The following is a 23,897-nucleotide window of genomic DNA, read 5'->3' as shown; positions in this document are numbered from 1 at the left end:
GTTCCGGCGCGTCCGGAAGCGGCGGGTCAGGGGCCGAGGCCGTCCCTCGCCCCGAGGCGGCAGAGGCAGCCGCCGGCCCGTGCCCACGGCGCGGTCTCCGCGGGCGTTCCCAGCGTCCCCGGCCGGCTCGCCCCCGCCCCGGAGGCTCCGAGCGCCTCTCGTATCCTCCCCAGTACCTCGGGGAGATCCGCGGCCGGCTCGCCCGCCGCCGCGCGCACCAGGCAGGAAAGGCACCAGCGCTCCTCCCACGGGCCCGGCCCGAGGCACCGCAGGGAGCCGTCCTCCGCCAGGAGCAACTGCAGCGCCGGCGTTCCCGGCACCAGCGGAGGATCCCACTCGTACCGGTGCCATGGCGCGAGGGTCTGCACCACGAGGTCGAAGCGGGCCACGAGCCCCTCGGCCACGTGGGGTCCCGGCGCGCCCGCGCGGAACCTGCCGAGGGCCTCCTCCAGCAGCGGGTCCTCGGGACGGCTGCCGGACTCCGGCAGCACGTGGGGATGGCGGCCGGCCAGGCGGGCGAAGGCGTGGGCGAGGCGCGGCCTCCCCAGCAGCCGCGCGGGGTAGTGGCCGGCGACGACGTCGCGCCGCCCGATGCAGCGCCGCTCCAGCACGTGCGGCAGCGGCCCCGGACCCTCCGCCAGCGCGCAGAGCAGCCCGAGCACCGGGCCGTCCAGGCCGATCAGCAGGACCCGGCCCGGCGCCGGCGGCCGGGCCCCGGGAGGGGAGGAGGAGCTCATGCCCCCACCATCGCACGCGGCCGGCGGCCGGGACCGAGCTTCTCCACAGCCGCTGCCTCCGCCACGGCCCGGCCTCCGGCGCAGCACTGCCTCCCGCCCGGCCGCGCGCCGCACCGCTTCCTGCCCGGCTGCGCGCCGCCCAGCCGGCCGCGCACCGCCCCGGCCGCCCACATCGCCGGGCCCGCTCGGCGCAGCGCCCGGCGGGAAGCATAGGATGCTCCTATGCCCTCATTGCCGGAGCGGGAACGCCTCGCCGCCACCGCAGCCCGTCCCGCCGTCGAGATCCGCCGCTCGGCCCGCCGGCGCAAGACCGTGAGCGCGCGGCGCGAGGGAGAGGGGATCCTCCTGATGGTCCCCGCCTCCGTCTCCCGGGCCGAGGCCCTGGAGCACCTGGACCGCCTGCTGCCCCGGCTGCGGCGCTCGGGTCCGGACGGCGGCGCACCGGACGACGCCGCGCTCGCGGCCCGGGCCCGGGCGGTGGCGCAGGCCCACCTGGGCCCCCAGGTCCGCCCCCGCTCCATCCGGTGGGTCACCAACCAGAACACGCGCTGGGGCTCCACGACGCCGGCGCGCGGCAGCATCCGCATCTCGCACCGCCTGCGGGGCGTGCCGGAGTACGTGCTCGACTACGTGATCCACCACGAGCTGTGCCACCTCCTCGAGGCCTCGCACAACGCCCGCTTCAGACGACTGGAGGCCCGCTACCCGCAGATGGAGCGGGCGCGGGCCTTCCTCGAGGGGATGCTGCACCAGAGCGGCCTGGGCCCCGGCGCGGAGCCGGATCAGGAGGCCTTGGGCCCCTCGGGATCCTGCGGGCCCTCGTCCTCGCCCTCCTCGTAGCCTCCGGAGAGCAGCTTCTCCAGGGCGGCGTCCATCTCCTCGTCGCTCGCGTTCAGCAGCCCGCGGCTCTCGCCGAAGCGCTCGGGCTCGTCGAGGTCCTCGCCCGTCGGAAGGTTCTCCGGGGCCCCCCACAGGGCGTCGCGCTGCTCGACGCCGTGCTGCTCGGCGTAGCTGCTCCAGAACTGCGAGGCCTCCCGCAGCCGGCGCGGCCTGAGCTCGAGGCCGATGAGGGAGCCGAAGGTCTTCTCCGCCGGCCCGCCCCCGGCGCGCCGGCGCCGCAGGGTCTCGGTCAGCGCGGGGCCGCTCGGCAGGTTCTTCGTGGCCTCGGTGCTGACGTGGTCCACCCAGCCCTCGACCAGGGCCAGCAGCGTCTCGAGCCGGGCGAGGGTGACCTCCTGGTCCTCCGTCAGCTGGGGCTGGAAGAGGTCCCCGCTCAGCGCCTGGCGCATCGACTCGGGGTTGGAGGGGTCGATGTCCCGGCTCGCCTCCTCGATGCGGTCCATGTCCACGTGGATCCCGCGGGAGTACCGCTCGATCAGCTCCATGATGTTCTCCCGCAGCCACGGGCTGGAGTGGTAGAGCCGGATGTGCGCGGCCTCGCGGACGGCGAGGAAGAGCATGATCTCCTGGGGCGGCAGGTCCAGTCCCTCGCCGAACTCGGCGATGTTGCGCGGCAGCAGCGCGCTGCGGTCCGGCGCCAGCGGGATGCCGATGTCGGTCGAGGAGACCACCTCCTGCGAGAGCCCGCCCAGCGCCTGGCCGAGCTGCATCGCGAACATCATGCCGCTCATCCCGGTGAGCATGGAGGCGCCCTGGCCGAGCATCGACTTTAGCTCCTCCGGCATCTGCTTGTTCAGGGCCTCGCCCATGGCCTCGGTGACCGAGAGCGCCACGGGCTCGGAGATCTGCCGCACCGTGGCGAAGCTGTTCTCGACCCACTCCGCCCTCGACCAGGCCTCCTCGGCGAAGGGGGGCCGGTCGAAGTCGGTCACGGGGTCCAGCCACAGCTGCGCGAGCTGCATCGCGTCCTTGACCGCGGACTTCTGCCGGGAGGACACGGCGGGGTCCGAGCCGCTGCTGGCGAGCTGGCGAGCGTGCTGGCGCGCCTGGTCCCAGTTGACGGAGCCATCGGAGTTCATCCCCGACATCATCGACTGGATCTGGGCGAAGAGCCCCGACATCATGGCCGGGTCCATGGGCATCCCCATGCCCTGCAGATCCTCGGGGTTCAGACCCTGCCCCGAGGAGAGCTTGCGCATGATCTCCTCGAAGGGGTTCTCCCCGTGGTCGTCGTGGTTGCCGTTCGGGTTGTTCGAAGTCATGATTCCTCGCGGTCCTCGTCGGGCCGGGGCCGGCGGCTCCGGCGGGCTGACGTCCTTACATCTACCCACCATTAAAGAGCACCGCGGGGCCGCGCGGCACGCGGAGGCCCGTTTTTTCAGCTGTTGGCACAGATTCTCCGAGGGGAGCCGTGCGCTAGCATGGCGTGGATGCCCACGGATCGACGGAAGGACCGGCCATGCCCCAGCGCCGCACGCACACCCTGAGGGGACGGCGTCGGCGTCCGGGCCTGGGCGCCGCCGCCGGCATCGCGACCTTCCTCCTGCTCGCCGCAGGCGCCGTCCTCCCGCCGTCCTTCGTGACCGACTCCGCCGGCCCGACCTTCAACACGATCGGCGACTACGAGGGGAAGCAGCTGATCGGCATCGAGGGGATGCAGACCTACCCGACCGAGGGGAACCTGGACCTGACCACGGTCTTCGTCTCCGGCGGCCCCAACGGCCCCACGAGCGCCCTGTCCGTGCTGGGGGCCTGGCTCGACCCCGGCTCCACCGCCTTCCCCTCCGACGCCGTCTACTCCCCGGAGCTGACCACGGAGGACGTGAGCTCCCAGAACGCGGCGGAGATGACCGACTCGCAGAGCGCCGCCCAGGCCGCCGCCGCCAGCCACCTCGGGCTCGACTACACCGAGACGCTCCGGGTCACCGGCGCGGCCCCCGACGCCGCGGCGTCGGACCTGGGGGAGGACGACGTCCTGCTCGCCCTGGACGGCCGCCCCATCGAGGGCCTGGACCAGCTCGGCGAGGCCCTCCAGCAGGGCGGCGGGGCCCCGGTCTCCCTGACCTACCGGACCCCCGACGGGCAGGAGCGGACCTCCGAGGTCACCCCGCAGCGGGACGGCTCCTCCGGGCGCTACCTGCTGGGCCTGTACCTGCAGCGGGACTTCGACTTCCCCTTCGACGTCACCTACGGGCTCGAGCAGGTGGGCGGCCCCAGCGCCGGCACCATGTTCGCCCTGGGGATCGTCGACGAGCTGACCGAGGGCAGCATGACCGGCGGCGAGCACTTCGCGGGCACCGGCACCATCGACGCCGAGGGCAAGGTCGGCTCCATCGGCGGGATCCGGCAGAAGCTGATCGGGGCCCGCGACGCCGGGGCCTCGGTCTTCATTGCGCCCTCCGAGAACTGCGACGAGGTCTCGGGGCACGTCCCGGACGGCCTCTCGGTTGTCGAGGTCCACGACCTGGACGAGGCCGCCGACGCGGTCCAGCGCATCGGCGCGGGGGAGGACCCGGCGTCGTTCCCCCACTGCGAGAACGGCTCGGCGGCCTGATCCGGGCGACCCGCCGCGACCGCCGTGATTCCACGTTCGCGCGGCAAACCAGGCAGAATGTTAACCCACAGCCTGTGCGCCGGGCAGCGGCCGACGGCTGTGGCCGGTGCGTCGCCTTCTCGCACGCCGCCCGGTGGGACCTTTTCCGTTATCGCTCCTTGAGGAAACCGTGACCACAGGATCATCAGCTTCCCGTCCATCCAGAGGCAGCTCAGGCGGCACCGGCGGTCGCGCCGTGAGCCGCCGGCCCCTGATCACGACGGCGGTCATCGTCATCGCCCTGATCATCGCCTTCGTCTTCGCCACGCAGGTCTACACCAACGTCTTGTGGTACGACCAGCTCGGCTTCCTGAGCGTCTACGTGCGCGAGAACCTCATCAAGATCGCGGCCTTCGTCGTCGCGGGCCTGGTGATGGCCGGCCTCATCTACGCCAGCCTCCGGATCGCGTGGTCCTCCCGCCCGGCGGACCGGCCGGCGCCGAAGCCGCGGGCCCCGCGCGAGAGCGGCGGGCAGGATCCCATGGCGGACCTGCAGGCGGTCTTCAACCAGAACATGGAGCGCTACCAGCAGGCCCTCGAGCCGATGCGCCGGCTCCTCATGATCGCGATCCCGGTGGTCATCGGCCTGTTCTCGGCCTCCACGATCCTGACCCAGTGGGACACGATCATGCTCTTCCTGTTCCAGGAGCCGTTCGGGCAGACCGACCCCGAGTTCGGCCTGGACATGGGCTTCTACATGTTCACCCTGCCGTTCCTGCGGATGGTGCTCGGCTTCCTCATCACCGCCCTGATCTTCTCCGGCATCGCCGGGCTGATCATGCACTACCTCTACGGCGGCGTGGTCGTCCAGGAGCGCGGGATCAGGACCACCAAGGCCTTCAAGCTGCACCTGGGCGTCATCGCCGCGGTGCTGCTGATCGCGCTCGCCGTGAACTTCTGGCTGGGCCGCTACGCGACGCTGCAGTCCAACTCCGGCGAGTGGAGCGGCGCCCTCTACACCGACGTCAACGCCGTCATCCCCACCAACGCGATCCTCGCCGTCGCCGCCCTGCTGGTCGCGGTGATGTTCCTCTACTCCACGGTGGCCGGGCGCTGGCGCATCCCGCTGATCGGCACCGCGATGCTGCTGGTGATCTCGCTGGTGGCCGGCGGCCTCTACCCGTGGATCGTCCAGCGCTTCCAGGTCAACCCGACCGAGCAGACCCTGGAGAACGAGTACATCCAGCGCAACATCGACATGACGCGGGACGCCTACGGCCTGGCCGGCATGGAGATGCAGGACTACGATGCCACGGTCGAGGCCGGCGAGGGGGCCCTCGGCGGGGACACGCCGTCGATCTCCAACATCCGCCTGCTCGACCCCAACGTGGTCTCCAGCGCCTTCGCTCAGCTGCAGCAGTTCCGCCCGTACTACCAGTTCGGCGAGACCCTCTCGGTGGACCGCTACGACATCGACGGCCAGACCAGGGACACCGTCATCTCGGCGCGCGAGCTCAATCCCAACCAGAACCAGGGCTGGTACAACCAGCACGTGGTCTACACCCACGGGTTCGGCGTCATCGCGGCATACGGCAACCAGGTCGAGGCCGACGGCAGCCCGCGGTTCATGCAGTCGGGCATCACCGCCACGGGCGAGATCTCCCAGGACTACCAGCCGCGGATCTACTTCGGCGAGACCTCCCCGGAGTACTCGATCGTCGGCGGCTCGGAGGAGGACGACGACCTCGAGCTGGACCGCCCGCAGACCACCGACGACGACGAGTCGAGCGACGCCAGCACCACCTTCTCCGGCGAGGGCGGCCCCGCGGTCGGCAACTGGTTCAACCGCCTGGCCTACGCCATCAAGTACCAGTCCTCGGACCTGCTGCTCTCCGAGGCTGTGCGGCCGGAGTCGCAGATCCTCTACGACCGCGACCCCACCACCCGCGTCGAGCAGGTCGCCCCCTACCTCACGGTGGACGGCAACCCGTACCCGGCGATCGTGGACGGCCAGGTCAAGTGGATCGTGGACGCCTACACGACGTCGCAGGACTACCCGTACTCGACCCCCACCGAGCTCGGCGACGCCACCACCGACAGCCAGACGCAGGCGGGGGTGACCCAGGCGCTGCCCAACGAGCAGGTCAACTACATCCGCAACTCCGTCAAGGCCACCGTCAACGCCTACGACGGCTCCGTGGAGCTCTACGCCTGGGATGACGAGGATCCGGTCCTCAAGGCCTGGCAGAAGGTCTTCCCGGACACGGTGAAGCCGTACTCGGAGATGAGCTCCGAGCTGATGGACCACGTGCGCTACCCGGAGGACCTGTTCAAGGTCCAGCGCGAGCTGCTGAACCGGTACCACGTGACCGACGCCAACAGCTTCTACGCCAACGACGACGTCTGGGAGATCCCCAACGATCCCACCCAGGACGCCGCGACCGACCTGCCGCCGTACTACCAGTCGCTGCAGATGCCGGGGGAGGACCAGGCGGCCTTCTCGCTGACCAGCTCCTTCATCCCGCAGCAGTCGGACGGCAACTCCCGGAACGTCATGTACGGCTTCCTCGCCGCCAACGGCGACGCGGGCACCGGCGAGGACGGCGTCAAGGCCGAGGACTACGGCAAGCTGGACCTGCTCGAGCTGCCGCGCTCCTCCGTGGTGCCCGGCCCGGGCCAGGCGCAGAACCTGTTCAACTCGGACACCGACGTCTCCACGGAGCTGAACCTGCTGCGCCAGGGCGCCTCCGAGGTCGTCAACGGCAACCTGCTGACCCTCCCGGTCGGCGACGGCATCCTCTACGTCCAGCCGGTCTACGTCCAGTCCAGCGGCGATGCGTCCTACCCGACGCTGCGGCGCGTGCTGGTCGGCTTCGGCGAGCAGGTCGGCTTCGCACCGACGCTGGAGGAGGCGCTGGACGAGGTCTTCGGCGGAGACTCCGGGGCGAACACCGCGGCCGACGCCGGCGTCGACGCCGCCGAGGCGGACAGCCAGGGCGGGACCGGCGCCGAGGGCGACGGTGCGTCGCCCGAGAGCGGCGGCGGCAGCGGCGGCCTCGACGGGGCCCTGCAGGATGCCAACCAGGCCCTGCAGGACGCCGACCAGGCGATGCAGGACGGTGACTGGGCCGCCTACGGCGAGGCTCAGGACCGCCTGTCGCAGGCGCTGGACCGGGCGCTGGAGGCGGACGGGGTCTCGGAGGAGTCCGCGAGCCCCTCGCCCTCGCCCAGCGAGTAGCCCACTGCCCGAAGAACGCCGGAGGCCCGGCGGCAGGATCCGGAGATCCCGCCGCCGGGCCTCCGGCCGTTCTGGGGGTCGTCCGGGAATGATCCGGGGCCGTCGGGTGCGGTCCGTGGCGGGTGCTCGGCCCAGACGAGTCAGGCCCTCGATCCGTCCGGGTCAGGCCTTCGAACCATCTGGAGCGGCTGTCGGAGCGGGATGGCCGCCGGGCCCGGCCCGCTGTCGGGCCGGAATAAGGGCCGATCCGCGGCGTCTCCGACTCCTTTTCGTGAGATGGACCACTTATGGCCCTTTCGACTTGCAGGGTTGGGGGAGGGATCGTATAGTTATATGAGTCGCCGCGGGGTGGAGCAGTTCGGTAGCTCGCCGGGCTCATAACCCGGAGGTCGCAAGTTCAAATCTTGCCCCCGCAACGAGAGTCTCACGGCAGACGGAAAGGCCCCCATCCTTCGGGATGGGGGCCTTTCGCCTGCCCGGGGCTCAGCGATGCACGACGGCGTTCCGGCCCCGCCCCGAGCCCAGGCCAGCAGTGCGGGTCTCAGGCCAGCAGTACGGGTGGGGGCGCTGACCGCCCCTCCGACACCGCCTCTGTTCCGCCGAGGCGCCGCCCGACCCTGGAGCGGACCCCGCCAAGGCCAAACCCGGCCACGGCCGCGGTTACGGCCTCGGTAGCGGACCGCCGCCGCGAGGCCGGCCGAGGTTGGCCGCGAGGCCAGCCGGGTCAGCCTCCACCGTCCTGGCGGGTCTTCACGGCCCTCATGGGCTCTCTCAGCCCTTCTCCACCCCTGTCTCCTCCCCGGAAGGCCCCCGTGCCCTCCTCGTGCCGGGAGTGGGTCAGCGCGTCGAGGAAGACGTGGGCCACGTGCTCGTCGGCGAGGCGGTAGTGGATGGACCGGCCCTCCCTCCTCCCGATCACGAGCCTGGCCTCGCGCAGGCTCCGCAGGTGCTGCGAGAGCAGGGGCTGGGAGATGCCGAGCAGCTCGTGGAGCTCGCCCACAGTCTTCTCGCCCTGGCTCAGCAGGTGGATCGTGGCGGCGCGGGCGGGGGAGGAGAGGGCCGCGAAGAGGTGGCAGACGTCTCGGTAGCTGTCGAGGTCCACGGCGTCGTCGGGTACGGGCACGAGGGTCCTTTCACGAGGGATGCGGGCAGGGTGTGAGGCGGTGAGGGCGCCGGGAAGGAGGGCCTGCCGGGCGGAAAAGCGGCGGCCGGGCCCCTTGCCGGGCCCGGCCGCCGCTCGGAGGAGGGCGCTCAGGACTGCTGGCGCTTCAGGGCGGCGAGCCGGGCGTCGACCTCGGACTGCTGGGTCAGGTCCTCGAGCGCCTCGAACTGCGCGTCCAGGGACGACGACGCGAGCTCCTCGGCCCCGCGCACGCGCGCCTCCTCGCGCCGCACCTTCTCCTCGAACCGAGTGACCTCGCTGGTGGGGTCCATGACGTCAAAGGCCTTCAGCGCGTCGTTGACCTGGTTCTGCGCGCTGGCGGAGCGCTGGCGGGCGTTGAGCTCGTCGCGCTTGCGGGCGAGCTCGTCCAGCTTGGACCGCATCCGGTTCAGGCCGTCCTTGAGCTTCTCCACCGTCTCGGTCTGGGAGGCGATCTGGGGCTCGGCGTCGCGGGCCTCCTTCTCCGCCGCCAGCTGCCGCTGGAGGGCGACCTTGGCGAGGTTGTCGAACTTGTCCGCGTCGGCGGCGTCGCCCTCGCCGCGGAGCCTGTCGGCGTTCTGGGAGGCCGCCAGGGCCTTCTGGCCCCATTCCTCCGCCTCCCGGGCGTCCTCGGCGTGGTCCTCCTCGAGCATGCGGAGGTTCCCGATGGTCTGGGCCACCGCCTGCTCGGCCTCCACGATGTTGTTCTTGTAGTCGCGGACCATCTGATCGAGCATCTTCTGCGGGTCCTCCGCGGCGTCGATCATGGAGTTGATGTTGGCCTTCGCGAGCTGGGCGATGCGCCCGAAGATGGACTGCTTAACCATGGTTGCCTCTCTTGCCGATGCGCGGTGGCGGTCGCCCCGCTGCTGTGTTCATCGTCTCAGATCCGCTCCCGCGGCGGGAGACGGAGCCCGGGTCCGGGCGTCCGCCCGCCTCGGGGCGGGGTGCTCAGTGCGGGCCGGCGATGCCGCCGCCGAACCCGCCGTAGCCGCCCGGCGGATCACCGCGGCCGCCGCCGAAGCCCCCGCCGAAGGAGCCGCCGATGCGGCGCCCCCGGCCGCCCCCGCTGAGCAGCGTCCCCAGCAGGATGCCGCCGAGGGCCGCCGAGTCCATCCCCCCGCCGTCGTGCCGGTCCCGCTCGGAGGAGAACTCGCGGGTGTCTCCCATCGCCATCCGCTGGGCGTCCTCGGCCAGCCGGATCGCCTCGTTGGCGTGGGTGAGCGCCTCCGAGGGGTCGCTCGCGCGCAGCCGCTGCGCCGTCTCCAGGTGCCGCTCGGCCTCGTGCAGGCGGGTCCGGGCCTCCGCGCGGACGGCGCCGCGGCGGGACCAGAGGAAGTCGGAGGCCGAGGAGAGCCGGGCCTGCGCGGAGACGAGCGTGTGGGCCAGCGTCTCGCGGGCGGCCCGGTCCTGCTGGTTCTGGTCGCGCACGCTGCGCAGCCCGCGGTCCAGCTCGGCGCGGGCCTCGGCCAGGCGGCGGGCGTGGGCCAGCGGGTCGCTCGGCCCCGCCGCGCGCTCGCGCTCGATGCCCTCCACCACGCTCTCGACGCCGGCCGCGGCCCCGGCGAGGTCGCCGAAGCCTCCCCGCTCCAGCAGCCCGTGCGCCTCCGCGAGGTCGGCCCGGGCGCGGGAGAGGGCCTCCTCCAGCGAGCGCGTCGCGGCCTCCATCTCGGCGCTGGTCCTGGCGATGGCCCGGACCAGGCCGTCCACCTGGCCCACGGCCTCCTCACCGGCGCGCACGTCCAGCACCGCCTCCGAGGTGTCCGCGGCAGCCAGGGCCTCGTGCGCCTCGCCCGCGGCCCGCTCCGCGAACCCGAGGCGCTCCCGGGCCTCGGAGACGTTCTCCACGACCGTCTCGACCGCCGACTCCGCGTACCGCGAGCGCAGCCGGTCCAGCTCCCGCTCGGCCTCGGGCAGGCGCTGGCGGGCGGCCTCGATGGCCTCGGCGAGGCGCTCGACCGCCCGGCCGGCGTCGAGCTCCAGGCGGCGCAGCTCGGCGAAGCCGCGCTCCTGGGCGCGCAGCGAGCGCTGGGCCTCCTCGCAGCCGCGCACGATCTCGGTGAGCCACGCGCGACGGTCGTCCTCGGTGTCCGGGATCTCGTCCTCGAGCTGACGCTGGAGCTGGAAGCTGTGCCGCAGGTGCCCGGAGGCCCGGTCGATCGCCTCGCGGAAGGGCCCGGTCTGCTCCTGCCCGTACTGGGCCTGGGCGAAGGCGAGCTCCTGCTCGCTGTGCGCGATGGCGTCGTCGGTGCTCACCAGGAGCGATCCGGCCCGCTCGCGCAGGCTCTCGAGGGGCTCCGGGGCGGCTGATCCGGCGGGCGGGGCCGCACCGGGACGGGGCGAGGCGGCGGGGGAGGAGCCCCGCTCCCTCCGGCGCCACGGCGCCCGACGCCGCTGGAGCAGCCACAGCGCGCCCCCGCCGAGCAGGACCACGCCGCCCAGCAGCAGCGCCCCCGCCAGCATCAGGACGCTCCCGCCGGAGGCGGCCACGACCGCTGCGGGGCCGATCGACAGTGCTGATGACACGATGTCTCCTCGCTTCAGGCGCCGGGGCGCTCCCCTCGGTGCACAATGAACTTGTGCATCTACTGACAGTGTAGGCAATCGGGAGTCGGGCGGGACGGTGCCGGGGAGGCGGTCGCAGGAGCTTGGGGGCCGAGCATCAGCCGGCTTCCAGAAAACACCCAACATCGCCACAGCCCTCCCGGCGAGGATGGGACCGACGGCAGAAACATGGTGGAAGAAGGCCTGCGATGAGCGAGCATCCCAGAAGCGATCACCCCTGGTCCGGCGAGCCGGGCCGTGAGCCCGGCCGCGGCCAGGGCCCCGAGCCGGCGCCCGGCCGCGAGCCGAGCGCCGCCGAGGGCCGGCCCGCCGACCCCCGCGGTGCGGGGCAGGCGCCCCGCCCAGGAGCGGAGCGGACGTACGGCCGGGGTCCGGACCAGCCCTACGGCCAGAGGCCGGACCAGCCCTATGGACAGGGACCGGCCCAGCCCCCCGGTCAGGGCCCGGAGCAGTCCTACGAGGCCGCCCCGGGCTACGCGCCGGCCCCCGGCGAGCCCTACGGCGGCGCCCGCCCCGAGGGCTCCCGCCGCCGCTTCGGCGCCGGGACGTTGATCACTGGCATGGTGCTGGCGGCCCTGGTGGGCGGCGGTGCCGCGGTCGGCACGTCGGCGCTGATGTCCCAGCCCGCCTCCCAGACGACGTCGCAGGGGACCAACTCCGCCACGACTATCGTCAACAACACCGATTCCGTGAACGCGGTGACCGCGGCGGCCGAGAAGGCCTCGCCCTCGACGGTCACGATCTCTGTGGCGGGGTCCAGCGAGAGCGGCAGCGGCTCCGGCGTCGTCCTGGACGGCCAGGGGCATATTCTCACCAACACCCACGTGGTGACCCTGGACGGCTCCACGAGCAGCCCCTCCATCGAGGTCCAGCTCTCCGACGGGACGGCCCGCACGGCGCAGATCGTCGGCACGGACCCGACGTCGGACCTGGCCGTCATCAAGGTCGACCCCTCGGGCCTGAACCTCACCCCGGCCACCATGGGCGACTCCTCGGCGCTGAACGTGGGCGACATCGCCGTCGCGATCGGCGCACCGCTCGGGCTCTCGGGCACGGTCACGGACGGAATCGTCTCCAACCTCTCGCGGACCATCTCGGTGGCCTCCTCGGCCGCGCCCGAGGGGGACTCCACGGACTCCTCCCAGGGCTCGGAGGGCTCCTCGCCGTTCCGCTTCGAGTTCCCGGACCAGGACGGCGGCACCCGGGGCTCGCAGGGCGAGTCGACCATCGCGCTCAACGTCATGCAGACCGACGCGGCGATCAACCCGGGCAACTCCGGCGGCGCGCTCGTGGACGCCGACGGCGAGGTCATCGGCATCAACGTGGCGATCGCCTCGGCGGGCTCCGGCTCCGACTCGGGGACCTCCTCGGCCGAGGGGAACATCGGCGTCGGCTTCGCGATCCCCATCGACTACGCCCAGCGCGTGGCGCAGGAGCTGATCGAGGACGGCTCGGCCAGCCACGGCTACCTGGGCGCCACGGTGTCCTCGCACCCGGCCAACGACAGCCAGAGCCAGTCCTTCAGCGACGGGGCCGAGGTGCGCTCCGTGGTGGGCGGGTCGCCGGCCTCCTCGGCGGGCCTGAAGGCGGGCGACGTCGTGACCGAGGTGGACGGCCGCCGCGTCACCGACGCCGAGTCCATGACGGCCACGATCCGCGAGCACTCGCCGGGCGACGAGATCTCGATCTCCTACCAGCGCGGCGGCTCGGAGCGGACCGCGGACGTGACGATCGGTGACTCAGAGGACTCCGGGCAGTAGCGGGGCAGGGCCGGCCGCGTCCTGCGCGCCCGTCCCCGTGAGGGAAACGCCCCTCCCGGCGAGGGGGCCGGCCGCCCGCGTCTCAGCGGACCCCGCCGAAGCCGTTCTGCCGCCAGGCCTCGTAGAGCGCGATCGAGGCCGAGTTGGCGAGGTTCAGGGAGCGGCGGCCGGGCAGCATCGGGATCCGGAGCCGCCTGCTCACGTGCGGGTCGGCCTGGACCTCCTCGGGCAGCCCCACGGACTCGGGGCCGAACATCAGCACGTCGCCCTCGCGGTACTCCACCTCGGCGTATCCGGTGGTGCCGGTGGTGCTGAAGGCCAGGACGCGGGCGGGCCCCAGGGCCTCCCAGGCGGCCTCGAGGCTCGGGTGGACCGTGACGACGGCGAGGTCGTGGTAGTCCAGCCCCGCCCGGCGCAGGTTCGCGTCGGCGAAGTCGAAGCCGAGCGGCTCGACCAGGTGCAGGTGGGCTCCGGTCACGGCCGCGAGTCGGATCGCGTTGCCGGTGTTGCCGGGGATTTCGGGGGTGTAGAACAGCAGATGGAACACCCGAGCCAGTCTAGGCCCTCCGGAGGGGACGGGCCTGCCGGAGCGCTCTGCCCGGGCGGCCCGGCCCCGTACGGCGGGACCAGACGGCAGGGCCCCGGCGGGCAGCGGAATCAGACCGGGCGGCGGAACCAGACCGGCTGGCGGAATTAGACTGGACGCGGCGGCCGGGCGGGCCGCCGGAGGAGCAGGAGACGACCAGGAGGAGGACCGCGGTGCAGCGCGTGTATCTCGACCATGCGGCGACGACGCCGGTGAGCCCCGACGCCCTCGAGGCGATGACGGAGCAGCTGCGCCGCGGCGGCAACCCCTCCTCCCTGCACTCGGCGGGGCGCTCCGCGCGCAGCGTCGTCGAGGAGGCCCGGGAGCGGGTCGCGGCGGCGCTCTCGGCGGATCCGGCCGAGGTGATCTTCACCTCCGGCGGGACGGAGGCGGACAACCTCGCGATCAAGGGGCTGTACTGGGGACGCAACGCCGGGGGATCCAGCCGCCCGCGCGTCGTCGTCTCCGGGATCGAGCACCACGCCGTGGCGGACTGCGCCGAGTGGCTGGCCCGCCGGCAGGGCGCGCGGATCGAGCGGCTGCCGGTGGACACGGACGGGCGGACGGACCCCGCGGACCTGGAGCGGCTGCTGGCCGGGGGAGCCGACGACGTCGCGCTGGTCTCGGTCATGTGGGCCAACAACGAGGTGGGCGCCGTGCAGCCGATCGCCCGGCTCGCGGAGGTCGCGGCCGCGGCGGGGGTCCCCTTCCACACCGACGCCGTCCAGTCCTTCGGCGCCCTCCCGCTGGACTTCCACGGCTCGGGGGCCACCACGATGGCCGTCTCGGGGCACAAGATCGGCGCGCCCATGGGGGTCGGCGCCCTGGTGGCGACGCGGACCGCCCCGCTCGAGGCGCTCGTCCACGGCGGTGGCCAGGAGCGCGACGTCCGCTCCGGGACCGTGGACGCCCCGGCGATCGCGGGCTTCGGCGCCGCGGCCCGGGAGGCCGCCGAGGGCCTGGCGGCGGAGTCCGAGCGCATCGCGGGGCTGCGGGACCGGCTGGTCGAGGGGATGGCCCGCGCCGTGCCCGAGGCCGTGCTGCGGGGACCGGCCGAGCTCGGGCGCGAGCACCGGCTGCCCGGCAACGCCCACTTCACCTTCCCCGGCTGCGAGGGGGACTCGCTGCTGTTCCTTCTGGACATGGCCGGCGTCGAGAGCTCCACCGGATCCGCCTGCAACGCCGGGGTGCCGCGCCCCTCCGAGGTGCTGCTGGCGATGGGCGTGGGGGAGGCCGAGGCCCGCGGGGCCCAGCGCTTCACCCTCGGGCACGCGAGCACGGCCGAGGACGTGGAGCGGCTGCTCGAGGTCATCCCGGCGGCCTACGCGCAGGCCCGCAGCGCGGGGATGGCCGACCACGCGCCCAGCGGTCGCTGGGCCTGAGGGACCGGCGGCCCACGGCTTCGCGGCCCTCCGCGGCACCGGGCTCCGCCCCTTGTCGATGTGAGCCGGGGAATTGTGCGCCCGCCGGGGGCGTTGTAGAGTCGCGGGCTGGCCGCCGGGCCAGCGCGCCCGGCCCGGCCGGCGGACGCGAGACGACCAACAGGGGTGCACATGAGAGTTCTGGCAGCGATGAGCGGCGGCGTCGACTCGGCGGTCGCCGCGGCACGGGCGGTCGACGCCGGACACGACGTCGTCGGCGTGCACCTCGCGCTCTCCCGGATGCCCGGCACCCTGCGCACCGGATCCCGCGGCTGCTGCACGATCGAGGACTCCTCGGACGCCCGCCGCGTGTGCGACGCCCTCGGCATCCCCTTCTACGTCTGGGACTTCTCGGAGCGCTTCAAGGAGGACGTGGTGGACAACTTCGTCGAGGAGTACGCCAACGGTCGCACCCCCAACCCCTGCATGCGCTGCAACGAGAAGATCAAGTTCGCGGCGCTGCTGGAGAAGGCGGTGGCGCTGGGGTTCGACGCCGTGTGCACCGGCCACTACGCGAAGGTGACCGAGGACGCCGCGGGCAACCGCGAGCTGCACCGCGCGGCCGACTGGGCCAAGGACCAGTCCTACGTCCTCGGGGTCCTGACCCACGAGCAGCTGCGGCACTCCCTGTTCCCCCTGGCCGAGACGCCCACCAAGGCCGAGGTCCGCGCCGAGGCGGCCGAGCGCGGCTTCTCGATCGCCAAGAAGCCGGACTCGCACGACATCTGCTTCATCCCCGACGGCGACACGCGCGGCTGGCTCGAGGAGCGGATCGAGCTGGAGGAGGGCGAGATCCGCGACACCGAGGGTGAGGTGCTCGGCACCCACCGGGGCGCCCGCGCCTTCACGGTCGGCCAGCGCAAGGGCCTGTCCATCGGCCGCCCCGCGGCGGACGGCAAGCCCCGCTTCGTCCTGGAGATCCGGCCCAAGAGCAACGAGGTCGTGGTGGGACCACGGGAGCTGCTGGCCGTGGACGAGATCCGCGGCATCCGCGAGACCTGGGCGGGGGAGCCCGTGGAGCAGGCGCGGGGCTTCTACGCCGCTGAGGAGGCCGCCGGGACCGCCGACGCCGAGCCCTCCGAGCCCTTCGACGTGATGGCTCAGGTCAGGGCCCACGCCGACCCGGTCCCCGCGACCGCCCGGCTGGTGCGAGGCGAGGTCGACGGCGAGCCGGCGCGCGAGCTGGTGGTCCGGCTGCGGGAGTCCCTGAGCGGCGTCGCCCCCGGCCAGACCCTGGTCATCTACCAGGGGACCCGCGTGCTGGGGCAGGCGACCATCCACCGCGCGTACTCCCTGGACCGCCCCGACATCAGCGTGTGAGGCCTGCGCGGGCGCGGCGGGCGGATCGGTAGACTGGGCCCATCATGACGGAACATCCCCACGCGAACCAGTCCCGGAGCCCCGGCGCCGAGTCCACCGCCCACAGCGACTTCGACGCGCGCGCGACCTCCCTGAGCGACGTCGACCCCTCGATCTTCGAGGAGCTGCTGAGCATCAGGCAGACCATCGACAACATCGACGCCGCCCTCGTGCACATGCTCGCCGAGCGCTTCAGGGCGACCCAGCGCGTGGGGTACCTCAAGGCCCAGCACGACCTCCCCCCGGGCGACGCCGGCCGGGAGGCCGCCCAGATCCAGCGCCTGCGCGGCCTGGCCGAGGCGGCGCACCTGGATCCCGAGTTCGCGGAGAAGATCCTGAACTTCATCATCAGCGAGGTCATCCGCCACCACGAGCGCATCGCCGAGGACCACCGGACCGAGGCGCCCGAGAACGGTGCCTGAGGTGCAGGAGCGGGACCGGGCCCTGGCCGGCACCCGGGGAGAGCTGCCCGGCTCGGACTTGCGCGAGAGCCTGCTGGCGGTGCGCGGCGAACTGGGGCATCCGCACCTCGGGGCGCTGCCCGAGCTCGGGCGCGGATACGCCTCGACCCGGCTGGCGCGCACGATCGCGGGCCTGGAGGGGCTGCACGCCGACGGCCAGGCCTTCGGCTGGCGGCTGCGCGAGGTCCCCTCGGTCGAGTCCCGGGCCGCGGCCTCGATGCTCGCCAGCGACGTCAACGTGCTGGCCGACGTCGTCGGGGAGGAGGGCCCCGCGCACCGCGGCGGGCTGGTGCTCTCCCTCACCGGGCCGGTGAGCCTGGCCGCCGCCCTGCGCCTGGCCAACGGCGAGTCGGTGCTGAGCGATCACGGCGCCCGGCGGGACCTCGCGGCCTCGCTCGAGGCGGGGCTGGCGGGCACGGTGGCCCGGCTGCGCGAGGCCCTGGACGGCGAGGACCTCCTGATCCGCTGGTGCGAGCCCGACGCCGCGGCGGCCCTGGAGGCTCGGATCCCCACCTCCAGCGGGTATCGCACCCTGCGCGCGCTGCCCCGGGGCGAGGCGCGCTCGGCCCTGGCCCGGATCGCGGAGGCAAGCCGGGCGCTGGGCGTCGGGTCGATCCTGGACACCGGCGGCGCGGCGCCGAATCCGGAGCTGAGCCGGGAGTTCGACGGCGTCGCGGTGCGCGATCCGGGGGATGCCACCGCCGCCTGGGAGCCGCTGGCCGCCGACGTCGAGCGCGGGAAGATGATCTGGCTGGGCACGACGCCGGTGCGCGACGGTGCTTCCGCGGTGCCCGCCGTCCGCCGCCTCTGGCGGCTGTGGCGGGACCTGGGCCTCGGGCCGGAGGCCCTGGACCGGCTGCGGATCGAGGAGGAGGGCCCGCTCACCGGCATCTCCCCGGCCCGGGCGACGAGCGTGCTCGCCCGCAGCGCCGCAATCGCCGAGGGGCTGCACGAGCTGTCCCGCGAGTAGCGCGCCGGGCCCGGCCCGTCCCGCCGCGTCGGGCCCGCTTTTCGCGTACTCTTGACTGGAAGAGAATCGTACGAGACGACCTGCGCACGCTCGCCCGGCGCCCCCGCGGGCCCGGCCGGCTGCGGCGGGAGGACCCGGAGGGGAGGGCGAGTGAAAGCGCGCATTCTGGTGGTGGACGACGACGAGGCCCTGGCCGAGATGGTGGGGATCGTCCTGTCCAACGAGGGCTTCGAGCCCACGTTCTGCGAGACGGGGGACCGCGCCCTGGCCGCCTTCGACAGCTACGACCCGGATCTGGTGCTGCTGGACCTCATGCTCCCCGGCATCAACGGCATCGAGGTGTGCGAGCGCATCCGCGAGAGCTCCGACGTCCCGGTGATCATGCTGACCGCCAAGTCCGACACGGAGGACGTGGTCAGGGGCCTGGAGGCGGGGGCGGACGACTACATCGCCAAGCCCTTCAAGCCGGCCGAGCTGCTGGCCCGCATCAGGACCCGGCTGCGCACCGGGGACTCCCGCCCGGCCGAGCGGCTCGAGATCGGGGACCTGCACGTGGACCTCGCCGGCCGCGCCGTGACGCGGGACGGCGAGCCCGTGCGCCTCACGCCGCTCGAGTACGACCTGCTGGTCAACCTCGCCCAGGAGCCGGGGCAGGTGCTCTCCCGCGACACGCTGCTGCAGCGCATCTGGGGATACGACACCGACGCCGACCGCCGCCTGGTCAACGTCCACGTCCAGCGCCTGCGCGCCAAGATCGAGAAGGACCCCGAGAAGCCGCAGCTGATCCAGACCGTCCGCGGAGTCGGCTACAAGGCCAACGCGCACCTGGTCCGGCGCTGAGGCCCGATGGTCACGCACAGATCGCGCGGGGCGGTGCGCAACGCCCTGGGCGTCGTCCCCGCGGCCTTCCGCGCCCTGCGCGAGACGTGGCGGCGGTCCCTGCAGTTCTCGGCGGTGGTCGTGGCCACCGCCCTGTCCCTGGTGGGCTTCCTCGTGGCGGGGAACTTCCTGTCCACGCAGATCGCCAACAGCCTCTTCCGCGAGCGGCAGGAGCAGGCGCTTGAGGAGTCCTCGAGCGGCTTCCAGGACGTCCAGCGGATCTTCGACAACGCCGTGGCCTCGGACCAGACCGAGGTCCAGGCCCTGGTCCGCGAGACGCTGACGATCCTCGAGACCCACGGCGCCGACGCCAAGCGCGAGTGGATCCTGATCCCCGTCTCCTACCAGGGCGGGCAGGGATATGTGGGCCCGCAGAGCCAGAACCAGCGGATGACCGCGGCCTCGGTGCCGCGTGACCTCCAGGCGGAGGTCGCGGCGCAGGACGGCGTCTACTGGCAGTCCTCGTCGATGCCGGTGGACGGGACCGGGGAGCCGGTCCCGGTGGTGATCGTCGGCTCCAAGGTGCACCTGAACCAGGGCAGCGAGTTCGGCCTGTACCTGGTCTACGACTTCTCCTCCTCGCAGGAGACGCTCAACTACATCCAGTTCGTGATCACGGTGGGCTTCGTGATCCTGCTGATCTTCGTGGCCACCATCGTGTGGTGGGTGACCCGCAGCGTGATCCGGCCGATCTCCCAGACGGCGCGCACCGCCGTCCGGCTGGCGGGCGGGGACCTCGACGAGCGCGTCGTCGTCCGCGGGGAGAACGAGGCCGCCGTGCTGGGCTCCTCCTTCAACGACATGGCCGACAGCATCCAGCGGCAGATCGTCCAGCTGGAGACGCTGTCCAAGATGCAGCAGCGCTTCGTCTCCGACGTCTCCCACGAGCTGCGCACCCCGCTGACCACGGTCAAGATGGCGGCCGAGCTGCTCTACAGCGGCCGCGAGAAGATGGACACCTCCTTCCAGCGCTCGACCGAGCTGATGTACCACCAGGTGGACCGGTTCGAGTCGATGCTCGCCGACCTGCTGGAGATCTCCCGCTTCGACGCCGGCTCGGCGACGCTGAACCTCAGCACGGTCGACGTCGCGGACTTCGTCGAGGACGCGATCGAGGCGGTCCGGCCCCACCTGGACAAGCGCGGCCTCGAGATCAGGACCCACGAGGCGGGGGAGCGGTGCACGGTGCAGATGGACCCGCGGCGGATCGACCGGGTGCTGCGGAACCTGCTGGTCAACGCGATCGAGCACTCGGAGGGGCGCCCGATCGACGTCTACATCGGCAGCAACGAGACCGACGTCGCGGTCGCCGTCAGGGACCACGGCGTCGGCATGACGGCGGAGGAGTCCCGGCAGGTCTTCGACCGGTTCTGGCGCGCGGACCCCTCGCGCAAGCGCACGCTCGGCGGGACGGGCCTCGGCCTGTCCATCGCCGCCGAGGACGTCCGGCTGCACTCCGGGCGCCTGGACGCGTGGGGCGAGCCCGGGCACGGGGCCTGCTTCCGGCTGACCCTGCCCCGCGAGCAGGGGCGCAGCTCGGGGGACTCCCCGCTCGGGCTGCCGCCGGAGGGCGTGCCGGACACGCCGGCGTCGATGCCCCGGATCGGGCCGGACGCCGCCGGGGAAGGACCGGACGAGGACGAGGAGGGCGGACCATGAGCGCACGCGAGCCCCGCACGAGGACCCGCCGGGCCTGGCTCAGGGCGGCGGCGGCCGGCTGCGCCGCGCTCGTGGCGCTGACCGGCTGCGGCCAGATCCCCACCGACGGCCCGGTGTACCACTACGCCGAGGACGGCACGGGCACCGAGAGCCCGGAGCCGCGCTACTCCCCCGAGGCGCCGGCGGACGGCGCGGAGCCGCAGGAGCTGCTGCGCGGGTTCATCGCGGCCGGCACCGGCGTCGAGGACGACTACTCGGTGGCGCGCGAGTACCTGACCCCCGAGCTGGCCTCCACCTGGAGCCCCGAGGAGCACACCTGGGTCTACCGGGACGAGGTGAGCATCGAGCCCGGCGACTCCGAGGAGCAGGCGACGCTGGAGATCAGCGTCGGCACCTCGATCGACGACCGGGGCATCGCGACGTCGTACCAGGAGCCCGACGAGCAGTCCATGGACGTCGAGTTCGAGCGGGTCGACGGCCAGTGGCGGATCTCCGCGGTCCCCCACGGGACCATGCTCTCGCGCACCGAGTTCGAGCAGCTGTTCCAGAGCTACTCGCTGTACTTCTACGATCCGACCTTCAGCTACGCGGTGCCGGACGTCCGCTGGTTCGCGAGCCGGCCCGCCGTCGTCACCTCGCTCATCAGCGTCCTGCTGCGCGGGCCGGCGCCGTACCTCGAGAGCGCGGTGAGCACGGCCGTGCCGGAGGGGACGACGCTGCAGCGCTCCTCGGTGCCCCTGAGCGGGGAGACCGCCGAGATCGCCCTGTCCGGCGACCAGCTCTCCGAGATGGACCAAACCGGGATCGAGCGCATGTACTCCCAGTTCGAGCAGACCCTGCAGTCGGTCAGCGCGGTCACGGACATCACGGTCTCGGTCGACGACCGGCGGGTCGAGGACGGCCGGATCGACGACTACACGCCGCCCTCGGTGGACCCCTCGGTCCCCGAGCAGCAGGTCGGCGTGCTCGACGGCGCCCTGGTGAGCTACCTGGACGGCCGGAACACGACGATCTCCGGGATCGATCCCCCGGCCTTCGAGCCGGCGCTGCCGGCGATGAACGCGGGACGGGACACCTACGCTTACCTGGACCGGGACCGCCGCAGGCTCGGCGTGCGCACCACCGACGGGCAGACGTACGACGCGGAGTTCGACGCCGAGCTGAGCGCCCCCGGCGTCGACCGCCGCGGCTGGACGTGGGCCGGGACCTCGGCGGGCGAGGTGCTCGCGCTCAGCCCCGACGCGCTCGGCGCCGGCCCGGGGGCGGAGCCCGATCGGGTCGGCGCCGCCTGGCTCGCCGGCCAGAGCATCCAGTCCCTGCAGGTCTCCCGCGACGGGACCCGGGCCCTGGTGGTGACCGGGGAGGCGGACGCGGCGCGGGTGTGGGTCGCCGGCATCGAGCGCGACGACGCGGGCGCCCCGCAGCGCCTCGGCGAGCCGCTGCGGGTGGGCACCGACATCCAGGCCACCGAGGCGCACTGGATCTCGGACTCCTCGATGGTCGTGGCCGACACCGGCGGGGACTCGGTCCAGATCGTCTCGCTCTCCGGCGAGATCACCGGCCTCAACGGGCTCTCGGGGATCGAGCACCTCTCGGCCGGCAACGGGCAGGAGGCGGTGTACGCGCAGACCGAGAGCGGCGTCTTCGAGCTCGGCGGCACCTCCTGGACGCGGGTCAGCACCGACGTCCGGGACCTCGCGTTCTCCGGCTGAGGGAGCGGGCGGGGGCGTCCGCGAGCGGTCCGGGCGGCCGCCCCGCCAGGGACACGACGTCCCCAGGCGGCCTCCGCCCGGGACCCCGCTCCGACCCCTCCACAGATCCTCGGCGCGGGAGCCTCGCCGCGCGGCCGCGGGGGAGGATGGCGGCATGGACGCAGATCGGGCACGGACGGGGAGCGGGCGCGGCATGGCGGGAGCCGCGCGGCGCGCGGACCGGGTCGCGGCGGCGTGCTGGGCGGCCCTCGCCGCCGCGGCGGAGCTCCTCCTGCCCCAGACCTGCGCCTCCTGCGGGGCCGGCGGCGCGGCCGTGTGCTGGACCTGCCGCCGGCTCTTCCACCGCGCGAGCGCCCGGCCCCTCGCGGCGGGATCCGCGGCCCCGCGCTGGCCGGAGGGTCTCTCCTGCGTGGCGGCGGGGGTCTACCGGCACGAGGTCGCCCGCCTCGTCCTGGCCTTCAAGGAGGGGCAGCGGCTCGACGTCGTCCCGGTGCTGGCCGCGGCCCTGGCCCGCGCCCTCGGGGAGAGCCCGGCGCTGAGCGCCCCCGGCCCCGTCTGGCTGGTGCCGGTGCCCTCCTCCGCCGCGGCGTTCCGGCGCCGGGGATTCGTCCCGGCCGAGCTGCTGGCCCGCCGCGCGCTGCGCGGCGTGCGCTCCGGGGCCCGGGTGAGGGTCGTGCCCCTGCTGCGTCGGCGCCGCGACCCCTGGGAGCTGCTGCCCGCCGCCCTCCGCCCGGCGGCGGGACGCGCTCAGAAGGCCCTCGGGGCGCGGCAGCGATCCCAGCGGATCCGCGGCTCCCTGTCGGTGGGCCGGTGGGCGCCGGTGCCCCGCCCCTCGGGCCGGGAGGCGGCCCCGCGCCTGCTGATCGTCGACGACGTGCTGACCACCGGCGCCACCCTGTGCGAGGCCCTCCGCGCGTTGGAGGCCTGGGGAGGGGAGGTCGCCGGGGCGGCGGTCCTCGCCACCGTCCGGCCCCCGGCGGGAGCGCCGCAGGAGCCCCGCCATGCTGTGAGTGAACACGGTGCGCCGCCCGGTGTGTCGCCGGGACACGACGATGACGAAAGCGGGCCGGTCCACTACCGTGGGGGTAAGGAGACGGTCAGACCCTCTCCCCGTGCTGGTTATCGACGCGGAGGTCGAAGACCGGGGTCGGTAGCCGCACCCACCCACTAGCGAGGTGAGGTCATCGTGGAACTCAACGTCTACGGTCGAAACATCAAGGTGCCCGATCGGATGCGGGATTACATCGAGGAGAAGGTCGAGAAGTTCGAGAAGCTGAACGACCGCGTCGATGTGATCGAGGTCAAGATCACCAAGGTGGGCAGCGGCCCCAACGCGATCACGGTGGAGATCACCGTCAACAGCCCCGGCCCCGTCCTGCGCGCCGAGGCGAGCGGCCCGGACAAGTTCGCGGTCTTCGACGACGCGTACGGCAAGCTGCTGGAGCGGCTGCGCCGGGCCCGCGACCGCCGCAAGATCCACCGCGGCAACCACCGTCCCCTCTCCGTGTCCGAGGCCACCGGCGCCCTGCCGGTGGTGAGCGAGCTGGACGCCGAGCAGAACGGGATCGTGGAGGGATCCCACCAGGACGTCCCCGTCGAGGAGGCGGCCTTCGACGACGAGTACCCGCTCTCCGCCCAGATCACCCCGGTGGAGATCCGCCGCAAGACCTTCCCCACCGAGAAGCTCACGGTGGACCAGGCGGTGGACCGCATGGAGCTCGTCGGCCACGACTTCTACCTCTTCGTCGACGTGGAGGTCGACCGCCCGGCGGCGGTCTACCGGCGCAAGGGCTGGAGCTACGGCGTCATCACCCTCGGCGACGACGCGCCCGCCGAGGGCCGCAGCGAGACCCGCGTCTACAAGGCGCTCTAAGCCGGATCGCCGCCGGGGCCGGAAGGCGCCGGCGGTCGGGCAGGGCCCGTCCCGCACCGCGGGGCGGGCCCTGCCCGTGCGCTCCGCCACGTGACGAGTCTCC

Annotated in this window: 19 protein-coding genes and 1 tRNA gene; 14 read left to right on the top strand and 6 right to left on the bottom strand. The window is 73.3% G+C overall.

The genetic code is table 11. The features are described from left to right. Nucleotides 1-26: 26 nt before the first annotated feature. A complete protein-coding gene (locus EWV39_RS09630; RefSeq protein ID WP_129658982.1) occupies nucleotides 27-737 on the bottom strand; it encodes a hypothetical protein in 711 nt (236 codons plus the stop codon). A gap of 222 nt (nucleotides 738-959) precedes the next feature. Here EWV39_RS09630 and EWV39_RS09625 point away from each other — a divergent pair, with 222 nt between their 5' ends. Then, nucleotides 960-1,577 (top strand): M48 metallopeptidase family protein, encoded by a 618-nt coding sequence (locus EWV39_RS09625; RefSeq protein WP_129658980.1) that lies wholly within the window; start codon nucleotides 960-962, stop codon nucleotides 1,575-1,577. Here the strand turns inward: EWV39_RS09625 and EWV39_RS09620 are convergent. Next, on the bottom strand, nucleotides 1,520-2,899 hold the full coding sequence (locus tag EWV39_RS09620; protein ID WP_129658979.1) for a zinc-dependent metalloprotease: 1,380 nt from the start codon (nucleotides 2,897-2,899) through the stop codon (nucleotides 1,520-1,522). The genes EWV39_RS09625 and EWV39_RS09620 overlap by 58 nt on opposite strands. A 197-nt stretch (nucleotides 2,900-3,096) precedes the next feature. Here EWV39_RS09620 and EWV39_RS09615 point away from each other — a divergent pair, with 197 nt between their 5' ends. The 3 genes from EWV39_RS09615 (at nucleotide 3,097) to EWV39_RS09605 (ending at nucleotide 7,824) form a co-directional block, all read left to right on the top strand. Continuing rightward, nucleotides 3,097-4,191 (top strand): YlbL family protein, encoded by a 1,095-nt coding sequence (locus tag EWV39_RS09615; RefSeq protein WP_129658977.1) that lies wholly within the window; start codon nucleotides 3,097-3,099, stop codon nucleotides 4,189-4,191. 169 nt (nucleotides 4,192-4,360) lie between these two features. Then, nucleotides 4,361-7,408, top strand: a complete 3,048-nt coding sequence (locus tag EWV39_RS09610) for a UPF0182 family membrane protein (protein ID WP_129658975.1) — start codon at nucleotides 4,361-4,363, stop codon at nucleotides 7,406-7,408. Nucleotides 7,409-7,750: 342 nt separating this feature from the next. Beyond that, nucleotides 7,751-7,824: transfer RNA gene (locus EWV39_RS09605), tRNA-Met, on the top strand. Between the two features lie 308 nt (nucleotides 7,825-8,132). Here the strand turns inward: EWV39_RS09605 and EWV39_RS09600 are convergent. The 3 genes from EWV39_RS09600 to EWV39_RS09590 form a co-directional block, all read right to left on the bottom strand. Next, a complete protein-coding gene (locus EWV39_RS09600; protein WP_238148217.1) occupies nucleotides 8,133-8,531 on the bottom strand; it encodes an ArsR/SmtB family transcription factor in 399 nt (132 codons plus the stop codon). Between the two features lie 128 nt (nucleotides 8,532-8,659). After that, nucleotides 8,660-9,376, bottom strand: coding sequence for a PspA/IM30 family protein (locus EWV39_RS09595; RefSeq protein WP_129658973.1), 717 nt, complete (start codon nucleotides 9,374-9,376; stop codon nucleotides 8,660-8,662). A gap of 124 nt (nucleotides 9,377-9,500) precedes the next feature. Next, complete coding sequence (locus EWV39_RS09590; RefSeq protein WP_129658971.1) at nucleotides 9,501-11,075, bottom strand: coiled-coil domain-containing protein; 1,575 nt, start codon at nucleotides 11,073-11,075, stop codon at nucleotides 9,501-9,503. Nucleotides 11,076-11,302: 227 nt separating this feature from the next. Between EWV39_RS09590 and EWV39_RS09585 the strand changes: the two genes are divergently transcribed. Beyond that, nucleotides 11,303-12,874, top strand: coding sequence for a S1C family serine protease (locus EWV39_RS09585; protein ID WP_129658969.1), 1,572 nt, complete (start codon nucleotides 11,303-11,305; stop codon nucleotides 12,872-12,874). Nucleotides 12,875-12,956: 82 nt separating this feature from the next. Here the strand turns inward: EWV39_RS09585 and EWV39_RS09580 are convergent, their stop codons facing one another. After that, nucleotides 12,957-13,421: a tRNA (cytidine(34)-2'-O)-methyltransferase gene (locus EWV39_RS09580; RefSeq protein WP_129658967.1), complete on the bottom strand. Its 465-nt coding sequence runs from the start codon at nucleotides 13,419-13,421 to the stop codon at nucleotides 12,957-12,959. A gap of 212 nt (nucleotides 13,422-13,633) precedes the next feature. Between EWV39_RS09580 and EWV39_RS09575 the strand changes: the two genes are divergently transcribed. From EWV39_RS09575 to hpf, 9 genes are all read left to right on the top strand, one after another. Next, the gene (locus tag EWV39_RS09575; RefSeq protein ID WP_272947838.1) at nucleotides 13,634-14,842 is read left to right on the top strand and encodes a cysteine desulfurase family protein; all 1,209 of its coding nucleotides are present in this window, start codon (nucleotides 13,634-13,636) and stop codon (nucleotides 14,840-14,842) included. Nucleotides 14,843-15,013: 171 nt separating this feature from the next. Continuing rightward, the gene (gene mnmA / locus EWV39_RS09570; RefSeq protein ID WP_129658965.1) at nucleotides 15,014-16,201 is read left to right on the top strand and encodes a tRNA 2-thiouridine(34) synthase MnmA; all 1,188 of its coding nucleotides are present in this window, start codon (nucleotides 15,014-15,016) and stop codon (nucleotides 16,199-16,201) included. Between the two features lie 44 nt (nucleotides 16,202-16,245). Continuing rightward, nucleotides 16,246-16,662, top strand: coding sequence for a chorismate mutase (locus EWV39_RS09565; protein WP_129658963.1), 417 nt, complete (start codon nucleotides 16,246-16,248; stop codon nucleotides 16,660-16,662). Beyond that, nucleotides 16,655-17,671 (top strand): hypothetical protein, encoded by a 1,017-nt coding sequence (locus EWV39_RS09560; RefSeq protein WP_129658961.1) that lies wholly within the window; start codon nucleotides 16,655-16,657, stop codon nucleotides 17,669-17,671. Before EWV39_RS09565 ends, EWV39_RS09560 begins: the two co-directional genes overlap by 8 nt. A 150-nt stretch (nucleotides 17,672-17,821) precedes the next feature. Next, complete coding sequence (gene mtrA / locus EWV39_RS09555) at nucleotides 17,822-18,511, top strand: MtrAB system response regulator MtrA (RefSeq protein WP_129658959.1); 690 nt, start codon at nucleotides 17,822-17,824, stop codon at nucleotides 18,509-18,511. Between the two features lie 6 nt (nucleotides 18,512-18,517). Beyond that, nucleotides 18,518-20,209 (top strand): MtrAB system histidine kinase MtrB, encoded by a 1,692-nt coding sequence (gene mtrB / locus EWV39_RS09550; RefSeq protein ID WP_129658957.1) that lies wholly within the window; start codon nucleotides 18,518-18,520, stop codon nucleotides 20,207-20,209. Then, nucleotides 20,206-21,921 carry an LpqB family beta-propeller domain-containing protein gene (locus tag EWV39_RS09545; RefSeq protein ID WP_129658956.1) on the top strand — a complete coding sequence of 572 codons (1,716 nt, stop codon included), beginning with the start codon at nucleotides 20,206-20,208 and terminating at the stop codon, nucleotides 21,919-21,921. The genes mtrB and EWV39_RS09545 overlap by 4 nt, the downstream gene beginning before the upstream one ends. Before the next feature lie 154 nt (nucleotides 21,922-22,075). Further along, a complete protein-coding gene (locus EWV39_RS09540; RefSeq protein WP_129658954.1) occupies nucleotides 22,076-23,092 on the top strand; it encodes a ComF family protein in 1,017 nt (338 codons plus the stop codon). A 15-nt stretch (nucleotides 23,093-23,107) separates the two neighbouring features. Then, entirely contained in the window at nucleotides 23,108-23,794 is a 687-nt protein-coding gene (gene hpf / locus EWV39_RS09535; RefSeq protein ID WP_129658952.1) for a ribosome hibernation-promoting factor, HPF/YfiA family, read from the top strand. Nucleotides 23,795-23,897 lie beyond the last annotated feature (103 nt).

Source organism: Rothia halotolerans (assembly GCF_004136635.1).
Taxonomy (GTDB): Bacteria; Actinomycetota; Actinomycetes; order Actinomycetales; family Micrococcaceae; genus Rothia; species Rothia halotolerans.
The sequence above is the reverse complement of the archived record's forward strand: the minus strand, read 5'-3'. Positions and strand labels throughout refer to the sequence as shown.

What these genes read in the sequence shown, in the direction of transcription:
- EWV39_RS09540 (WP_129658954.1), top strand. Translation starts at nt 22,076, where the DNA reads ATGGACGCAGATCGGGCACGGACGGGGAGCGGGCGCGGCATGGCGGGA.
- EWV39_RS09585 (WP_129658969.1), top strand. Translation starts at nt 11,303, where the DNA reads ATGAGCGAGCATCCCAGAAGCGATCACCCCTGGTCCGGCGAGCCGGGC.
- EWV39_RS09625 (WP_129658980.1), top strand. Translation starts at nt 960, where the DNA reads ATGCCCTCATTGCCGGAGCGGGAACGCCTCGCCGCCACCGCAGCCCGT.
- EWV39_RS09565 (WP_129658963.1), top strand. Translation starts at nt 16,246, where the DNA reads ATGACGGAACATCCCCACGCGAACCAGTCCCGGAGCCCCGGCGCCGAG.
- mtrB (WP_129658957.1), top strand. Translation starts at nt 18,518, where the DNA reads ATGGTCACGCACAGATCGCGCGGGGCGGTGCGCAACGCCCTGGGCGTC.
- EWV39_RS09615 (WP_129658977.1), top strand. Translation starts at nt 3,097, where the DNA reads ATGCCCCAGCGCCGCACGCACACCCTGAGGGGACGGCGTCGGCGTCCG.
- EWV39_RS09620 (WP_129658979.1), bottom strand. Translation starts at nt 2,899, where the DNA reads ATGACTTCGAACAACCCGAACGGCAACCACGACGACCACGGGGAGAAC.
- EWV39_RS09545 (WP_129658956.1), top strand. Translation starts at nt 20,206, where the DNA reads ATGAGCGCACGCGAGCCCCGCACGAGGACCCGCCGGGCCTGGCTCAGG.
- EWV39_RS09595 (WP_129658973.1), bottom strand. Translation starts at nt 9,376, where the DNA reads ATGGTTAAGCAGTCCATCTTCGGGCGCATCGCCCAGCTCGCGAAGGCC.
- mnmA (WP_129658965.1), top strand. Translation starts at nt 15,014, where the DNA reads ATGAGAGTTCTGGCAGCGATGAGCGGCGGCGTCGACTCGGCGGTCGCC.
- EWV39_RS09630 (WP_129658982.1), bottom strand. Translation starts at nt 737, where the DNA reads ATGAGCTCCTCCTCCCCTCCCGGGGCCCGGCCGCCGGCGCCGGGCCGG.